The 15920-nt window shown below is 59.8% G+C and carries 15 protein-coding genes; 5 read left to right on the top strand and 10 right to left on the bottom strand.

Annotated features, from left to right (window positions below):
• Both lipA and VD17_RS21440 read left to right on the top strand, forming a co-directional pair.
• Entirely contained in the window at window positions 1–1023 is a 1023-nt protein-coding gene (gene lipA / locus VD17_RS21445) for a lipoyl synthase (protein WP_007946663.1), read from the top strand.
• A gap of 174 nt (window positions 1024–1197) precedes the next feature.
• On the top strand, window positions 1198–2148 hold the full coding sequence (locus VD17_RS21440; protein WP_046055546.1) for a S66 peptidase family protein: 951 nt from the start codon (window positions 1198–1200) through the stop codon (window positions 2146–2148).
• A 129-nt stretch (window positions 2149–2277) separates the two neighbouring features.
• On the opposite strand, the gene VD17_RS21435 is transcribed toward VD17_RS21440, so the two are convergent.
• The 5 genes from VD17_RS21435 to leuS all read right to left on the bottom strand — a co-directional run bounded on the left by VD17_RS21435 (window position 2278) and on the right by leuS (window position 8397).
• The gene (locus VD17_RS21435; protein WP_046055545.1) at window positions 2278–3600 is read right to left on the bottom strand and encodes a lytic murein transglycosylase; all 1323 of its coding nucleotides are present in this window, start codon (window positions 3598–3600) and stop codon (window positions 2278–2280) included.
• Between the two features lie 62 nt (window positions 3601–3662).
• Complete coding sequence (arfA, locus tag VD17_RS21430) at window positions 3663–3827, bottom strand: alternative ribosome rescue factor ArfA (protein WP_008152840.1); 165 nt, start codon at window positions 3825–3827, stop codon at window positions 3663–3665.
• A 192-nt stretch (window positions 3828–4019) separates the two neighbouring features.
• Window positions 4020–5057 carry a DNA polymerase III subunit delta gene (gene holA, locus VD17_RS21425; protein WP_046055544.1) on the bottom strand — a complete coding sequence of 346 codons (1038 nt, stop codon included), beginning with the start codon at window positions 5055–5057 and terminating at the stop codon, window positions 4020–4022.
• Window positions 5058–5096: 39 nt separating this feature from the next.
• Window positions 5097–5702 (bottom strand): LPS-assembly lipoprotein LptE, encoded by a 606-nt coding sequence (locus VD17_RS21420; RefSeq protein WP_033054161.1) that lies wholly within the window; start codon window positions 5700–5702, stop codon window positions 5097–5099.
• Window positions 5703–5790: 88 nt separating this feature from the next.
• The gene (leuS, locus tag VD17_RS21415) at window positions 5791–8397 is read right to left on the bottom strand and encodes a leucine--tRNA ligase (protein ID WP_046055543.1); all 2607 of its coding nucleotides are present in this window, start codon (window positions 8395–8397) and stop codon (window positions 5791–5793) included.
• Window positions 8398–8676: 279 nt separating this feature from the next.
• Between leuS and VD17_RS21410 the strand changes: the two genes are divergently transcribed.
• Both VD17_RS21410 and VD17_RS21405 read left to right on the top strand, forming a co-directional pair.
• Entirely contained in the window at window positions 8677–8997 is a 321-nt protein-coding gene (locus tag VD17_RS21410) for a hypothetical protein (RefSeq protein WP_046055542.1), read from the top strand.
• Between the two features lie 108 nt (window positions 8998–9105).
• Window positions 9106–9867, top strand: coding sequence for a YdcF family protein (locus tag VD17_RS21405; protein WP_046055541.1), 762 nt, complete (start codon window positions 9106–9108; stop codon window positions 9865–9867).
• A gap of 112 nt (window positions 9868–9979) precedes the next feature.
• On the opposite strand, the gene lnt is transcribed toward VD17_RS21405, so the two are convergent.
• The 5 genes from lnt to miaB all read right to left on the bottom strand — a co-directional run bounded on the left by lnt (window position 9980) and on the right by miaB (window position 15395).
• Window positions 9980–11503 (bottom strand): apolipoprotein N-acyltransferase, encoded by a 1524-nt coding sequence (lnt, locus tag VD17_RS21400; RefSeq protein ID WP_046055540.1) that lies wholly within the window; start codon window positions 11501–11503, stop codon window positions 9980–9982.
• A gap of 8 nt (window positions 11504–11511) precedes the next feature.
• The gene (locus VD17_RS21395; protein ID WP_046055539.1) at window positions 11512–12351 is read right to left on the bottom strand and encodes an HlyC/CorC family transporter; all 840 of its coding nucleotides are present in this window, start codon (window positions 12349–12351) and stop codon (window positions 11512–11514) included.
• 5 nt (window positions 12352–12356) lie between these two features.
• Window positions 12357–12851 (bottom strand): rRNA maturation RNase YbeY, encoded by a 495-nt coding sequence (ybeY, locus tag VD17_RS21390; RefSeq protein ID WP_046055538.1) that lies wholly within the window; start codon window positions 12849–12851, stop codon window positions 12357–12359.
• The gene (locus tag VD17_RS21385) at window positions 12844–13860 is read right to left on the bottom strand and encodes a PhoH family protein (RefSeq protein WP_046055581.1); all 1017 of its coding nucleotides are present in this window, start codon (window positions 13858–13860) and stop codon (window positions 12844–12846) included. Before VD17_RS21385 ends, ybeY begins: the two co-directional genes overlap by 8 nt.
• Window positions 13861–14066: 206 nt before the next feature.
• Window positions 14067–15395 (bottom strand): tRNA (N6-isopentenyl adenosine(37)-C2)-methylthiotransferase MiaB, encoded by a 1329-nt coding sequence (miaB, locus tag VD17_RS21380; protein WP_033053447.1) that lies wholly within the window; start codon window positions 15393–15395, stop codon window positions 14067–14069.
• 134 nt (window positions 15396–15529) lie between these two features.
• Here miaB and VD17_RS21375 point away from each other — a divergent pair, with 134 nt between their 5' ends.
• Window positions 15530–15859, top strand: a complete 330-nt coding sequence (locus VD17_RS21375) for a DUF1820 family protein (protein WP_007894425.1) — start codon at window positions 15530–15532, stop codon at window positions 15857–15859.
• Window positions 15860–15920 lie beyond the last annotated feature (61 nt).

Raw genomic sequence — 15920 nt, 5'->3', positions numbered from 1 at the left:
ATGACTACTGATGCAGTGCAAACCATGATCCCGACGCTGGATGTCACCGAGCGTCCGGCCCCGCGTGCCAAGGTTGAAGCCGGCGTGAAGCTGCGCGGCGCCGAGAAGGTTGCACGTATCCCGGTGAAGATCATTCCGACCACCGAACTGCCGAAGAAGCCTGACTGGATTCGCGTGCGTATCCCGGTTTCCCCGGAAGTCGACCGCATCAAGGCCCTGTTGCGCAAACACAAGCTGCACAGTGTCTGCGAAGAGGCGTCCTGCCCGAACCTGGGCGAATGCTTCTCCGGCGGCACCGCGACCTTCATGATCATGGGGGACATCTGCACCCGTCGCTGCCCGTTCTGCGACGTTGGCCACGGTCGTCCGAAGCCACTGGACGTCAACGAGCCGGAAAGCCTGGCTATTGCCATCGCCGACCTGAAGCTCAAGTACGTGGTGATCACCTCGGTTGACCGCGACGACCTGCGTGACGGCGGTGCCCAGCACTTTGCCGACTGCATCCGCGAGATCCGCAAGCTGTCGCCGAACGTACAGCTCGAAACCCTGGTCCCGGATTACCGTGGCCGCATGGACGTTGCGTTGGAAATCACCGCTGCCGAGCCGCCTGATGTGTTCAACCACAACCTGGAAACCGTGCCGCGCCTGTACAAGGCTGCGCGTCCGGGTTCGGATTACCAGTGGTCGCTGACCCTGCTGCAACGCTTCAAGCAGATGATGCCGCACATTCCGACCAAGTCCGGCCTGATGCTGGGTCTGGGCGAGACCGACGAAGAAGTCATCGAAGTCATGAAGCGCATGCGCGAACACGACATCGACATGCTGACCCTGGGCCAGTACCTGCAACCGTCCCGCAGCCACTTGCCGGTCCAGCGTTTCGTGCACCCGGACACCTTCGCCTGGTTCGCCGAGGAAGGTTACAAGATGGGCTTCAAGAACGTCGCTTCCGGCCCGCTGGTACGTTCCTCGTACCACGCCGACGAGCAGGCGAAACTGGTTAAAGCCGAGCTGATGTCGTCCTGATCGGTTGCAAGACATGAAAACGCCCGCAAGGCATTGCGCCTTGCGGGCGTTTTTTTGCCTTGCCCACGGCAATCAGCGCTTTTTCCTGCAACCTGCGGGGCAACGAACCCTCTTCTGTTTGTCCGCGTTCCTGACTACTGTGTGCTTGACGTTTTCACGCAGGGAGATTCATGGATGACCGTTCGACCGACCCACACCCTTTGTCCTCATGCACCCGTTCCGGCTTTGCCGTCGCAAGGGCTGATCGGCGTCATCGCTCCCGCCGGTCCCGCAGCGCTGGACACCGATAAAGCCATCGCCTGGATGCGCGCTCGCGGATATTCACTGCGGGTGTTCCCCGGCGTGTATGAGAAAGATGATTACCTGGCCGGCAGTGATGATGTACGGCTCAATGACCTGCACGCAGCGTTTGCCGACAGTGAGGTCGACGCCATCATTTGCTTGCGTGGGGGGTACGGTACGCCGCGGCTGCTCGATCGCATCGACTTCGAATTGCTGCGCAACAATGCCAAACCGTTCATCGGCTACAGCGACATCACCGCACTGCACGTGGCCATCAGCCGTTATGCGGGCTTCGTGACCTTTCATGGCCCGATGCTCAATGCCGACCTGCTGGGTGACAAGCAAAAACCTACCGAGTCTTCATTCTTCAACATGCTCAGAGGGCAGGTGAAGGCGGGCAGCGTGCTGGCGCACCCGGTCGCCTACCCGTTGACCACAATCGAGCCTGGTATCGCTCAAGGGCGTTTGTTGGGGGGCAATTTGTCGATGATCGCTGCGGCCATGGGCACGCCGTATGAGTTGGAAGCCGAGGGCGTCATCCTGTTCATCGAGGACATTAACGAGCCGCTGTATCGCATCGACCGGCTGCTGACCCATCTGCGTCTTGCCGGCACGCTGCACAAGCTGCGCGGGGTTTTGGTGGGGGATGTGGCGGGGGTTGATACGGTTGCGTTGGAGCGCTTGCTCAAGCAGACCTTCGAGCCATTGCGGATACCGGTGTTGTCCGGTTGGCGCAGCGGGCATTGTGATCCGAACCTGACGTTGCCGATGGGCGCGCTGGTCAGATTGGATGCGGGGAACAAGGAATTGGTGTTGGAGCAGGATGTGGTGGTCAGGGCTTAGATGTTCATCGCCTGACTGTCCGCCTTCGCGAGCAAGCTCGCTCCCACATTCGACCGGATTTCCATGAAAGAACTCGGTTAAATGTGGGAGCGAGCTTGCTCGCGAAGGCGGCATTGGCCATACGGCTGACTATCGGTTACGCAAACCTTCGAGCAACTTGTGCGTCGGATACCCATCAGCCGGCCAGCCAAACGACTGCTGGGCACTGCGGATCGCTTTGCGGGTGTTGGCGCCGATAATGCCGTCGGCGTTGCCTGCGTCATAGTTCTGCGCGCTCAGCAGGCTTTGCAGTTCGATCCGCTCGGTACGGCTCAGCGGCAAATCATCTTTTGGCCATGTGCCGTTGATCAGGCCGGCGCCGTTGAAACGCTCGGACAACAGGCTAACGGCCAAGGCGTAAGACGACGAGTTGTTGTACTTGAGGATCGCGCGGAAGTTGTCGAGGACCAGGAACGCCGGACCACGGTAACCGGCCGGCAGCAGCAAGGCGGCTGACAGGTGTTCGGAGCCTGCCGGAACCTGGCCGCCATTGGGCAGGATGACGCCCAGTTGCTGCCATTCAGCGACGCTCTTGCGAATCGTGCCATCGGCCAGGACGTAGTTGAAACTGCCCGGTAGCTGCACTTCAAAGCCCCACGGCTGGCCTTTCTGCCAGCCCGAGCTTTGCAGGTAGTGTGCCGTCGAGGCCAGCGCGTCGGCCGGGCTACCCCAGATGTCGCGGCGACCGTCGCCATCGAAGTCCACGGCGTGGGTGTTGTAGGTGGTCGGGATGAACTGGGTCTGGCCCATGGCGCCAGCCCAGGAGCCAAGCATTTTCTCAGGCTCGATATCACCCTGTTGCAGGATCTGCAGGGCGGCGATCAGTTGCGCGTGGGCAAACCCGGGACGCCGACCTTCATAGGCCAGGGTCGCCAGGGAATTAATCACCGACTTGTTGCCCTGGAACTGCCCGAAGTTACTTTCCATGCCCCACACCGAGACCAGTGCCTGGCGATCGACGCCGTAGCGCTGTTCGATACTTTGCAGGATGTCGGCGTACTGGCTGACCAACGCCTGGCCTTTGTTTACCCGCAGCGGCGAAAGGGCGCCGTCGAGGTATTCCCACACCGGGCGGGAGAATTCCGGCTGACTGCGGTCGGCGCGGATAACGCTGGTGTCCAGGCTGACATTGGCGAAGGCACGGTCGAACAGATCGGCGCGGATACCGGCGGCCAGAGCGTCCTTGCGGAAACCTGCCTGCCATTCGGCGAAGGTCTGGGTGGGCTGGATGTCGAGATTTTCACCCGTCGGAACCACGGGCGGAATGACCGCTGGGGCTGTCGCGATGGGGAGGGTCTGAAGCGGCTTGGCGTCGGCAGCGGTCGGTTTTTCCGCGCAGGCGACTAGCAAAACGAGGCTGGAGGCAGCTATCAGTTGGCGCAGGGGCCAACGACGGGAAATACAAAGGGGCATGCACGGGTCCAGGGAGTACGAATCAGGTGCAGACCTTAACATGTTGAGCGAGCGCTTGCCTTTCAGGCCGCCAGAAAGTAAGAAGCCTCCCAGCTATTAGACTGGAAGGCTTCGCGGCGGTAGCTGCCTTTGCCCTTGCCGGCTGGTTCCTGACGGCTGCGGAACAGTGGCTGGGCGATGATGGATTTGGCCTTGTTGGGGCCATTTTTGGATGGCTTTTTGCTCATGATGATTTCTCGCAAGTGAGTGGGTTTTGCGGGGCAAATCATCGGCCGAAGTCGGGGTTCTGTCTATAGGACAAATGCAGGTTGTTTTTGTAGGAAGCAGGATCAAAAGATCGCAGCCTTCGGCAGCTCCTACAGGGGGACGCATTCCAATGTAGGAGCTGTCGAGTGAAACGAGGCTGCGATCTTTTGATCTTATTCGGCGGGCAAGGTCAGGCGTTGGCCGGCCATTAACAACGACAATCGACTGAGGCTCATCCACGGCGAACCGGCCGCCTGGCCTTTGATCTGTGCGTCGATGCGCTGAGCTTCCAGCAATAGCTGCGCCCAGCGTTGCGCCGAATAGCGTTGCAAGGCTTTGCTCATCAATGGTTTGCGTTTGTCCCAGACCGGCGGTCGGGCAGAGCTGAAGGCTTTGTCCAGTGGCACGCCCTGGCTGTACTGCAGCGACAGGTTGGCCAACAGACGCAGTTCCCGGGCCAGCGCCCAGAGAATCACTGGCGGTTCGACACCTTCACCGCGCAGGCCTTCGAGCATGCGCAGGGCATGAGCCGCTTCGCCGTTGAGAATCGCATCGGTCAGGCCAAAGACATCGAAGCGTGCACTGTCGGCCACCGCCGCTTGCACGGTTTCAACGGTGATCTGACCACCTTCGGCCATCAGCTTGAGCTTTTCGATTTCCTGGGCTGCCGCCAGCAGGTTGCCCTCGACCCGTGCGGCGATCAGTTCGACGGCGTCCTGACTGGCGGAAAGCCCGGCCTGGGACAACCGTTGACGGATCCAGCTCGGCAACTGGTTGGCCTCTATCGGCCAGATTTGCACGAACTGGGTCTGCTGACCTTCGACCAGCGCCTTGCCCCACTTGGTTTTCTGCGCACTGCCATCAAGTTTCGGCAGGCTGATCAGCAACACCGTGTCTTCGGCGGGCCGTGAGCAGTACTCGATAAACGCGGCAGCGCCTTTGTCACCGGGTTTGCCGGACGGCAGGCGCAGTTCCAGCAGGCGCTTTTCGGCGAACAGCGACATGCTCGCGCCGGCTTGCAGCAACGTTCCCCAGTCGAAACTGGCGTCGGCGGCGAAGACCTGGCGCTCGTCGAATCCCTGTTGACGGGCGGCGGCACGAATGGCGTCGGCGGCTTCCTGGCACAGCAATGGGTCATCGCCACTGATGATGTAGACCGGCGCGAGGGCACCTTGCAGGTGTTTGGCGAGTTGGGCGGGGGCGAGTTTCATAGGAGAGGTCGAACGGGGCGCTTGAGCGCCCCGTAAGTCTTATTGCTGCGGGATTTCGATGGGCGACTGGCGCGGGGTTTCCGCTTCAGCCTTCTGCGCAGCTTCCAGTGCCTGGGCTTCGGCCTTGGCCTTGGCGTCGGCAGTCTGTTGCAGTTGCTCCAACTGAGTCGGTGTGAGCTGTGACAGACGCAGCATCATGCGTTGAACCAGCTCGCGACGGGTTTCAGCGCGAGCAGTCGCGGCTTCTTGATCAGAACCCACCAGGTTGTTGCCGTCGTGGATAAAGATCTTCTGCACTTCGAGCTTGTCGCTCATCAGCGGCAGGTCGCGTGCACCACGGATGTCGTAGTTCAGCACTGTGCTCACCTGATACTCGCCAGTACGACCGGCACCTGCGTAGCTGAGGATGCGCTGGCTTTCCTGCTCATTGGTCAACACCAGCTTGTAAGGTGCGCCCTTGTAGACCTTGACACCGCTGCTTTCCAGCACCTGACGCAGTTGAGTCACGGTTTCGCCGTAGGCGTTACGGGCACTCAGGTCGAGTTCCTTGACCGCCAGTTCATTGGTGCCGGTGCCGCGCAGCTGGAAACCGCAGGCGCTCAGCAGGACCGCAAGGCCCATCACCAGCAAATTGCGTTTGATCATCTTGTTGCTCCCCTTGAAACCATGTGGGCCGATCTTGCGGCCCGAAAGGTTTTACTCGGCGCCAGGCATGACCTGGCGCCTGATCCAATTAGCTGGCGACGATATTGACCAGTTTCCCGGGCACTACGATCACTTTACGAATGGTCAGACCGTCGACAAAGCGCAGCACGTTCTCGTTGGCCCGTGCGGCGGCTTCGACTTCTTCGCGGCTGGCGCTGGCGGGCATTTCGATGTGGCCGCGCAGCTTGCCGTTGACCTGAATCACCAGTTGCAGGCTGTCTTGCACCAGAGCGCTGTCGTCCAGAACTGGCCAACCGGCGTCGATCACCGGATCGGCGTGACCCAGGCGATGCCACAGTTCGTGGCTGATGTGCGGAGTGATTGGCGCCAGCAGCAGGACCACGGTTTCCAGGCCTTCGTGAACCAGCGCGCGATCCTGTTCGGTGACTTGCGGGGCTTTTTCCAGCACGTTCATCAGCGTCATCACCTGAGCGATGGCGGTGTTGAATTTGTGGTTCTGGCCGACGTCGTGGCTGGCCTGCTTGATGGCCTGGTGGATCGAACGGCGAATGACTTTCTGTTCGTCATTCAGGCTGGCGACGTCCAGTTTGCCCGGCAGGCCCTGAGTGACGTGCGCTTGAGCCAGGCGCCAGACGCGCTTGAGGAAGCGGTGCGAACCTTCTACGCCAGAGTCGGACCATTCCGCGCTCATGTCGGGTGGCGAGGCGAACATCATGAACAGGCGGCAGGTGTCTGCGCCGAACTGGTCAATCATCGACTGTGGGTCAACGCCGTTGTTCTTCGACTTGGCCATCTTCTCGGTGCCACCGATTTCCACCGGCAGGCCGTCTGCGATCAGCTTGGCGCTGATGACTTTGGCTTTGCTGTCGCGTTCGAGTTCGACGTCCGCCGGGTTGAACCACGTATAGGCACCGTTGGCTTCGCGACGATAGTAAGTCTCGGCGATCACCATGCCTTGGGTCAGCAGGTTCTTGAACGGCTCATTGGAGCTCACCAGGCCTTCGTCGCGCATCAGCTTGTGGAAGAAGCGCGCATAGAGCAGGTGAAGAATGGCGTGTTCGATACCGCCGATGTACTGGTCCACCGGCAACCAATGGTCGGCCGCCGATTTTTCCACCAGACCGCCTTCATAGTGCGGCGAGGCGTAACGGGCGTAGTACCACGAGGACTCGACGAAGGTGTCCATGGTGTCGGTTTCACGCTTGGCCGGTGCGCCGCATTTCGGGCAGCTGCATTCGTAGAACTCGGGCATGCGCGCCAGTGGCGAACCCGCGCCGTCCGGTACGACGTCTTCCGGCAATACGACGGGCAACTGATCTTCCGGGACCGGCACATCACCGCAGGTGTTGCAGTGGATGATCGGGATCGGGCAGCCCCAGTAGCGCTGACGGCTGATGCCCCAGTCGCGCAGGCGGAACTGGGTACGCGAGGCGCCGAGGTTCTTCTTGATCAGCGCGACTTCGATGGCGTCGAAAGCACCCGCGAAGTCGAGGCCGTCGAACTCGCCGGAATTGATCAGCGTGCCGTATTCGTTGTAAGCGTCCTGCCACGGCGTCGGTGTTTCGTCGCCGGCGCTGGTGCGCACGACAGGTTTGACCGGCAGGTTGTACTTGGTGGCGAACTCGAAATCACGTTCGTCGTGCGCCGGAACGGCCATTACCGCGCCATCGCCGTAGTGCATCAGCACGTAGTTGGCGACCCACACCGGGAGTTTCTCACCGGTCAGCGGATGCTCGACGAACAGCGAAGTACGCAGGCCTTTTTTCTCTTGAGTGGCGACGTCGGCTTCGGCAACGCTGCCGCCCTTGCATTCAGCGATGAACGCTTGCAGCTCAGGGTTGTTCTGCGCGGCCAGGGTCGCCAGAGGGTGTTCGGCGGCTACGGCAACGTAGGTCGCGCCCATCAGGGTGTCCGGACGGGTGGTGAACACTTTCAGAACACCGGCTTCGCCGATGGAAGCGACGTCGTACGGGAACTGCACTTCCATGCCGCGGGATTTGCCGATCCAGTTGCGCTGCATGGTCTTGACCTGTTCAGGCCAGCCAGTCAGTTCGTCGAGGCTCTCCAGCAGCTCATCCGCGTAGGCGGTGATCTTGAAGTAGTACATCGGGATTTCGCGCTTTTCGATCAGCGCGCCGGAACGCCAGCCGCGACCGTCGATCACCTGTTCGTTGGCCAGGACGGTCTGGTCGACCGGGTCCCAGTTCACGGTGCCGCTTTTTTTGTAGATCACGCCTTTTTCGAACAGGCGAGTGAACAGCCATTGTTCCCAGCGGTAGTAATCAGGTTTGCAGGTAGTGACTTCGCGGGACCAGTCCACCGCGAGGCCCAGGCTGCGCAGCTGGTTTTTCATGTAGGCGATGTTTTCGTAGGTCCACTTGGCGGGCGCTACGTTGTTCTTCATCGCGGCGTTTTCCGCCGGCATGCCGAAGGCGTCCCAACCCATGGGTTGCAGGACGTTCTTGCCTTGCATGCGCTGGTAGCGGGAGATCACGTCGCCGATGGTGTAGTTGCGCACGTGCCCCATGTGTAGCTTGCCGCTGGGGTAAGGGAACATCGACAGGCAGTAGAAAGTCTCCTTGCCTGGCTGTTCACTGACTTCAAAGGACTTTTGCTCGTCCCAGAACGACTGGGCGGCGGCTTCGATTTCACGGGGCTGATATTGTTCGTGCATGGCTACTTTTGAACTGAATAGGGGTGGCCTAATCCTCTTCAATGCAACGCTGGACGGTGATCACGCCAAATCGGCGTTTCGGTGTCCAGACGAGCTGGAAGTGGAGTTACAGGAAGCGCCGTAGCATACATGACCGCACTCTACCGAGGGAAACCCTGATTACTGCTGCGGGTCGCCCAAAAACCGCTGCGAGGGCCGTTGGTCGCAGCACTCAGCCGGTTTGTTCATGGAAGCTAAGCTCTAAATGGGGAGTGAGTCTTATCTTCAATGAGGTGATGGATGGTTGAGTCACGGCAAAAAGTAACAAAACCGGAGCTGTACGAAAGACTGATCGATCGTCTGGGAATGGCCCTGGACGCGGCAAAAACCGCTGGCCGGTTACGCGATGAGCGTCCGCTGGAACTGGAATTGCGTGGCTTGAGCCCCGCAGAGTTTGCACTGGTCAAGGCGTATCTCGATCGCAGTGAACGTGAGACACACGGATGCTTGTCAGAAGCAGTGAAGCAACTCGACGCACCACGTTCGGCCAAGATCATCTGGCTCAAGGACAAGGTTCCCGGCAGGGACGCGGTAAAGGTCCGGTCTTTGCAATTCAAGTAAGGACACTGGAAGTAATGTCTGATGTATTTGTGAAGCATAGTCCTTTCGTATTTGTTGTCGCATTGCGTCAACCCACTTAGGCTTCGGGCATCTTTTTGGAGATGCTCGATGCCTTTTCGCTATTTCGTTAAACAACTCCTGTTGCCGCCCGGCATTCTTTTGCTGCTGTTGGTGCTTGCCTGGTGGTTGCGCCGCTCAAGACCGCGACTGGCCGGATTCTGCTTTGCGCTTGGCGTGGGCGGCTTCTGGCTGATGAGTCTGCCGGTGGTGGTGCAGTGGGGTGCCAAGGCGCTGGAACGTGAAGCGCCGCTGGCTCGCGATGAATGGGCAACGCTGAGTCAGCGTGCCGATGCGATTGTGGTGCTCGGTTCGGGGCGTGAGCGGGGTGATCTGGCATGGGGCGCTGACCAGCCAACGGGCGTGGGCCTGGAACGCGAGCGCTATGCGGCGCGGCTGGCCAAGGCCTCCGGTTTGCCGATTCTGACCAGCGGTGGCCTGCATTACGGCACGCCGCCGACTGAAGCGAAGTTGATGGCGGACTCGTTGCGCGATGATTTTGGCATGGCAGTGCGCTGGCAAGAAGGGCGCAGCCGCACGACCTGGGAGAACGCGCAGTTCAGCGCCGAGGTATTGTTGCCGGAAGGGATCAAGCGCGTGGTCGTCGTGACTCAGGCCTGGCACATGCCACGAGCGGTCTGGAGTTTTAAAAATGCAGGATTTGACGTGGTGCCAGCACCGGTGGGGTTTTTAGGCGTGGACAACGCCCGGCCACTGGGCGGCTGGATGCCGGAATTCAAGTCGATCTGGCAGAGCGGGCAGTTGTTGAATGAGGCGGTAGGGCAGATCGGATATTCGATGTTTTACCGCTGAAGTCAAAAGATCGCAGCCTCGTTTCACTCGACAGCTCCTACAGAGTACGCAATCCCCTGTAGGAGCTGTCGAGTGAAACGAGGCTGCGATCTATTTACAGGTGCCGCAATACTTAAACGGTTTTTGCCATCCGGCTAGCCACCAGTGCCCAGCCAAACAGCAACACGCAAACAATGATCAACGGCCACGAACGCCATTCCAGATAAGGCGTCAGGTTGTGCATGGGCACCACTTCACCGTACAAAATACCGCGCTCGAACTGCGGGATCTGCACAGTGATCTGGCCAAACGGGTTGATCAGACCGGTAACGCCGTTGTTGGTGGCGCGGATCATCCAGCGACCGGCTTCCAGTGCGCGCATCTGCGCCATTTGCAAGTGTTGCAGTGGGCCGATGGACGTGCCGAACCAGGTGTCATTGCTGATGGTCAGCAGCAGATCGCTACGCGCCGCAAGGCTGGCGGCGAATTCCGGGTAAACCACTTCGTAGCAGATAAACGGCGCAATTTGATAACCCTTGGCCTGCAGCATCGGCTGATCAGCCGGGCCACGGGCAAAGTCCGACATCGGCAGATCGAAGAAGGCGATCAGCCCGCGCAGCACGTCCTGCAACGGAACGTATTCGCCAAACGGCACCAGCTTCTGTTTGAGGTAAGTGCCATCGCCTTCGCCCACGACGGTAATGCCGTTGTAGAAATGCTTCTGGTGATGGACTTCCTCGCGAATCGGTACGCCGGTAATCAGCGCGGACTTACGCTCCGCAGCGAAGCTTCCCATCATGTTCAGGTAGCCCTCGGCGGACGCCTTGAGCACCGGAATGGCCGTTTCGGGCCAGATCAGCAAGTCGACCCGTTTCGAGCTGAAGCTCATGTCGCGGTACAGCGCCAACTGCGCGTTGAGCTGCGCCGGGTCCCACTTCATGCTTTGTTCGATGTTGCCCTGAATCGCCGCGACACTCAGCGGAGCACCCGCCGGGCTTGTCCAGGCGTGTTCCTTGAGCGCCATGCCGGCCACCCAAGGGCCGACCAGCAGCAACACACCCGCGGCAATGAAACCTTTGCGCCCGGTGCGCACCAGGCGCAAAGCGTTATAGATCAGCGCGGCCGTCAGGGCCAGGGTGAAGGAGATCAGCCACATCCCGCCGAGTGGCGCGAGCCCGGCCAGCGGGCCGTCGAGCTGGCTGTAACCGGAATAAAGCCAGGGGAAACCGGTCAGGAACCAGCCGCGAAAGGCTTCCTGGCCGACCCACAACGCCGCAAACGCCAGTGCATCGGCCAGCGGCGCTTCGTTACGGCGCAGCCAGCGCGCCCATATCCAGGCGGGCAGGGCGAAGAACCAGGCAATCGCCGCCGTGAAGATCAGCATCAGGAAACCGGCCAGCAGCACCGAAGCGCCGCCGAAGTGGTGAATGCTGTAGTAGATCCAACTGGTGCCAGCGCCAAACAGACCGAAACCGAAACACCAGCCACGGCCCAGGGCCTGACGTGGGCTCAGCTCGCGTAAGCCGGCATAGAAGAAACCGACCGCCAGCAACGCCAACGGCCAGATATCGAACGGCGCCAGGGCCAGGGTGGTGAGAGCACCGGCCGCCACGGCCAGCAGGTTACCGGGCCAGCCGGGGCGGGTTACGCGGAGCATGTCAATCCTTAACGGGCAATGGGCGTCAGGCGAAGCAAGTGAATCCGACGACTGTCGGCGTTCAGGATGCGGAAGCGATAAGGGCCGATTTCAGTGATTTCGTTGCGTTTTGGCAGGTGCCCGAACGCGGTCATCACCAGACCGCCGACAGTGTCGAATTCGTCATCGGAGAATTGGCTGTCGAAGAACTCGTTGAAGTTCTCGATCGGCGTCAGGGCCTTGATCAGGAAGTCACCGCTGGGCAGCGGCTTGATGTAGCTGTCTTCTTCGACGTCATGTTCATCTTCGATGTCGCCGACGATTTGTTCCAGCACGTCTTCGATGGTCACCAGGCCCGCCACACCGCCGTATTCGTCAATGACGATGGCCATGTGGTTGTGGTTGGCGCGGAACTCGCGCAGCAGCACATTCAGACGCTTGGACTCAGGCACGAAAGTGGCCGGGCGCAGCAGGTCCTTGATGTTGAAGCTGTCGCCGTTCTCCTTGAGGATCAACGGCAGCAAGTCCTTGGCCAGCAACACGCCCATCACGTCATCGTGGCTTTCGCCAATCACCGGGTAGCGGGAGTGGGCCGAGTCGACCACGGCAGGCAGGAACTCGCGGGGTGTCTGGGTCGCCTTGATGCTGATCATCTGCGAGCGCGGGACCATGATGTCCCGAACTTGCAGGTCAGCGACCTGGATGGCGCCTTCGACAATGGCCAGCGCTTCGCTGTCCAGCAACTTGTTTTGGTGTGCATCGCGCAGCAGCTCCAGCAGCTCCTGGCGGTTCTTCGGCTCGTGGGCAAAAGCCTGGGTGAGCTTACCCAGCCATGACTTTTGCCCGTTGCTCGATCGATCTTCGCTCATAGCGATTACTCTGAATCCTTTGTTGTAACGATAGGGGATGTGTCTGTTTCGTCGTCCGCATACGGGTCGGGATAGCCCAACTCTGCAAGCAACGTTCGTTCCAGTGCTTCCATTTCTTCGGCTTCATCGTCATCTATATGGTCGTAACCCAACAGATGCAAGCAGCCGTGAATGACCAGATGAGCCCAATGGGCCTTGAGTGCCTTGCCTTGTTCGGCGGCTTCTCGCTGAACCACCGCCACGCAGATCACCAGATCGCCGAGTAGCGGAATATCCAGAAATTCGTCCGGGACGTCGGCGGGGAACGAAAGAACATTAGTGGCGTAATCCTTTTGCCGCCAGGTGTGGTTCAGCTCGCGACCTTCCTCTTCATCGACCAAGCGGATGGTCATTTCGGAGTCGGCTGTGCGCTGGCGCAGCGCCAGTTCGCACCATTGGCGGAACTCGGCTTCGCTTGGGGCGGGCGCGTCGGTAGCCAGTTGCAGATCAAGCTCAAGCATCGTGGCGATTGTCCTTGGACGAGAACTTCGCCGGTTCGTCGGCCACGCGATTCTCGAAGCGCTCGTAAGCTTCGACGATGCGCTGCACCAGCGGATGGCGCACGACGTCTTTGGGCATGAAATGGGTGAAGCTGATGCCCGGTACGTCTTTGAGCACTTCGATCACATGGTGCAGGCCGGACTTGGTGCCTTTCGGCAGGTCGACCTGGGTGATGTCACCGGTGATGACTGCAGTAGAGCCGAAGCCGATGCGGGTCAGGAACATCTTCATTTGCTCGACGGTGGTGTTCTGGCTTTCGTCGAGGATGATGAAACTGTTGTTCAAGGTGCGACCGCGCATGTAGGCCAGCGGTGCAACTTCGATCACCTGACGCTCGATCAGCTTGGCGACGTATTCGAAGCCGAGCATTTCGTAGAGCGCGTCGTAGAGCGGGCGCAGGTACGGGTCGATCTTCTGCGACAGATCACCAGGCAGGAAGCCGAGTTTTTCGCCCGCTTCAACCGCCGGGCGCACCAGCAGGATGCGGCGAATCTGCTCGCGTTCCAGCGCGTCTACCGCACAGGCAACGGCCAGATAAGTCTTGCCGGTACCGGCCGGGCCGATGCCGAAGTTGATGTCGTTACCGAGGATTTCCTTCACATAGCGCAACTGATTCAAGCCGCGAGGGCGAATCATGCCTTTTTTGGTGCGCAGGGCGACGGAAGGTTCGGAGGGGGAGACGTTGTCCAGCTCTTCGACGGCCGATTCCTGCAGGAACAGGTGAACCATGTCCGGCGACAGCTCGGTACCCTTGGTTTCCCGGTACAGGCGGCGCAGGAGGTTTTCCGCGGAGGTGGTGTGTTTGGGCTCGCCGATCAGTTCGAACTGGTTTCCGCGGTTGCGGATCTCGATGGTCAGGCGCTGTTCGATCAAGCGCAGATGCTCGTCGAATTGCCCGCACAGATTGGCGAAGCGACGAGCTTCAAAAGGCTCGAGGATAAAACGATGTGGTTCTATGGGTGCGTTCAAGGTCGTATTTAGCCGCCCTGGGGCAATTAAGATGAAATCAAGGATAACGCCAGTGGCCTGGGTGCGAAAGCTCTTATACAGACCAATGTTGAACACCTTCCCCTGTGGGAGCGAGCTTGCTCGCGATGACGGTCTGACATTCAACATTTAAGTTGTCTGAGCTGGCGCCATCGCGAGCAAGCTCGCTCCCACAGGGTAATGCGGTGTTACTGGATCAGCGAGCCCCGCAGCGAATGCGGTTGTGCGGCGTCGATGTGCACGTCGGCGAACTGCCCAATCAGGGTTGGATTGTCGCAGCGGAAGTTGACGATGCGGTTATTCTCGGTCCGGCCTTGCAGTTCGCCGGGGTCTTTTTTCGAATAATCGGTCACCAGGATCCGCTGGATCGAACCGACCATTTGTCGGCTGATCTCGAAGCCTTGCTGGTTCAGGCGATGTTGCAGGGCGTTCAGGCGTTCTTTTTTCAGCGCTTCCGGCGTTTCGTCGGCCAGATCGGCAGCCGGAGTGCCCGGGCGCTGGCTATAGACGAACGAGTAGGAGAAGTCGAAGCCGACGTCTTCGATCAGCTTCATGGTCTGTTCGAAGTCTTTTTCGGTCTCGCCCGGGAAGCCGACGATAAAGTCCGAGCTGATGCAAATCCCCGGCACGGCAGCACGCAGTTTGCGCAGTTTGGATTTGTATTCCAGCGCGGTGTGGTTGCGCTTCATCGCCGCCAGGATCCGGTCCGAGCCCGATTGCACCGGCAAGTGCAGGTGTTTGACCAGTTCCGGCACGTCGGCGTGAGCCTGGATCAGGCTGTCGGAGAACTCCAGCGGGTGTGAGGTGGTGTAGCGGATGCGGTCGATGCCATCGACGGCGGCGACGACGCGGATCAGTTCGGCCAGGTCCGCCAAGCGACCATCATGAGTAGTCCCGCGATAGCCGTTGACGTTCTGCCCCAGCAGGGTCACTTCGCGCACGCCGTTTTCAGCCAGGTGGATGATCTCGGCGATCACGTCATCGAAAGGTCGGCTGACTTCTTCGCCGCGGGTGTAAGGCACTACGCAGAACGTGCAGTACTTGCTGCAGCCTTCCATGACCGACACGTAGGCGCTTGGGCCATCGATGCGCGGCTCGGGCAAGTGGTCGAACTTTTCGATTTCCGGAAACGAGACGTCGACTTGCGGCAGCTTTGTAGCGCGGGCGGCGTCGATCATTTCCGGCAGGCGGTGCAGGGTCTGCGGACCGAAGACCACGTCCACGTACGGTGCGCGATCGCGAATAGCCGCGCCTTCCTGGCTGGCCACGCAACCGCCGACGGCGATGACCATGTCCGGGTTGGCCAGTTTCAGTTCGCGCCAGCGGCCGAGCTGGGAATACACCCGGTCCTGGGCGCGTTCGCGGATCGAGCAGGTATTGAGCAGGATCACGTCGGCATCTTCGGCGCGAGCGGTGACTTCCAGGGCCTGATGTTCGCCCAGCAGATCGACCATGCGCGAGCTGTCGTACTCGTTCATCTGGCAACCGTGGGTTTCGATGTAAAGCTTCTTGGCCATGGAAAGAGTCATCACGTGATTCAAAGAACCGCGCATTATAGGGAACATGACCCAAGGTTCCTACCGCTGTGCGTCCGGTGGCTATGCTATAGTTCGCGCCCTCATTTTTATCCCCGATGTGTTGCTCGCCCACCATGACCAAACGTGAAGCTCCAATCTACAAGGTGATTTTTCTCAACCAGGGCCAGGTGTACGAAATGTATGCCAAGCAGATCTATCAAAGTGATCTGTGGGGCTTCCTGGAAGTGGAAGAGTTCGTCTTTGGCGAGCGCACGCAAGTGGTCGTCGATCCGAGCGAAGAGAAGCTCAAGGCTCAGTTCGAAGGCGTTGTGCGCAGTTTTGTGCCGATGCATTCGATCGTGCGGATCGACGAAGTCGAGCGCCTCGGTACGCCGAAAATCAGCGAAGCCCGCGGCGCGGTCGGCAATGTCATGCCGTTTCCGATGCCGATGCCTGAGAAGTAAGCAGCAGTCTTGAAGCGGAAGTTATTGTCGCAAGGGGATTTGTTGTGGCGAGGGGATTTAT

The sequence above is a fragment of the Pseudomonas fluorescens genome (genome assembly GCF_000968015.1).
GTDB lineage: Bacteria > Pseudomonadota > Gammaproteobacteria > Pseudomonadales > Pseudomonadaceae > Aquipseudomonas > Aquipseudomonas fluorescens_W.
This window is presented reverse-complemented; position numbering and strand designations above follow the sequence as displayed.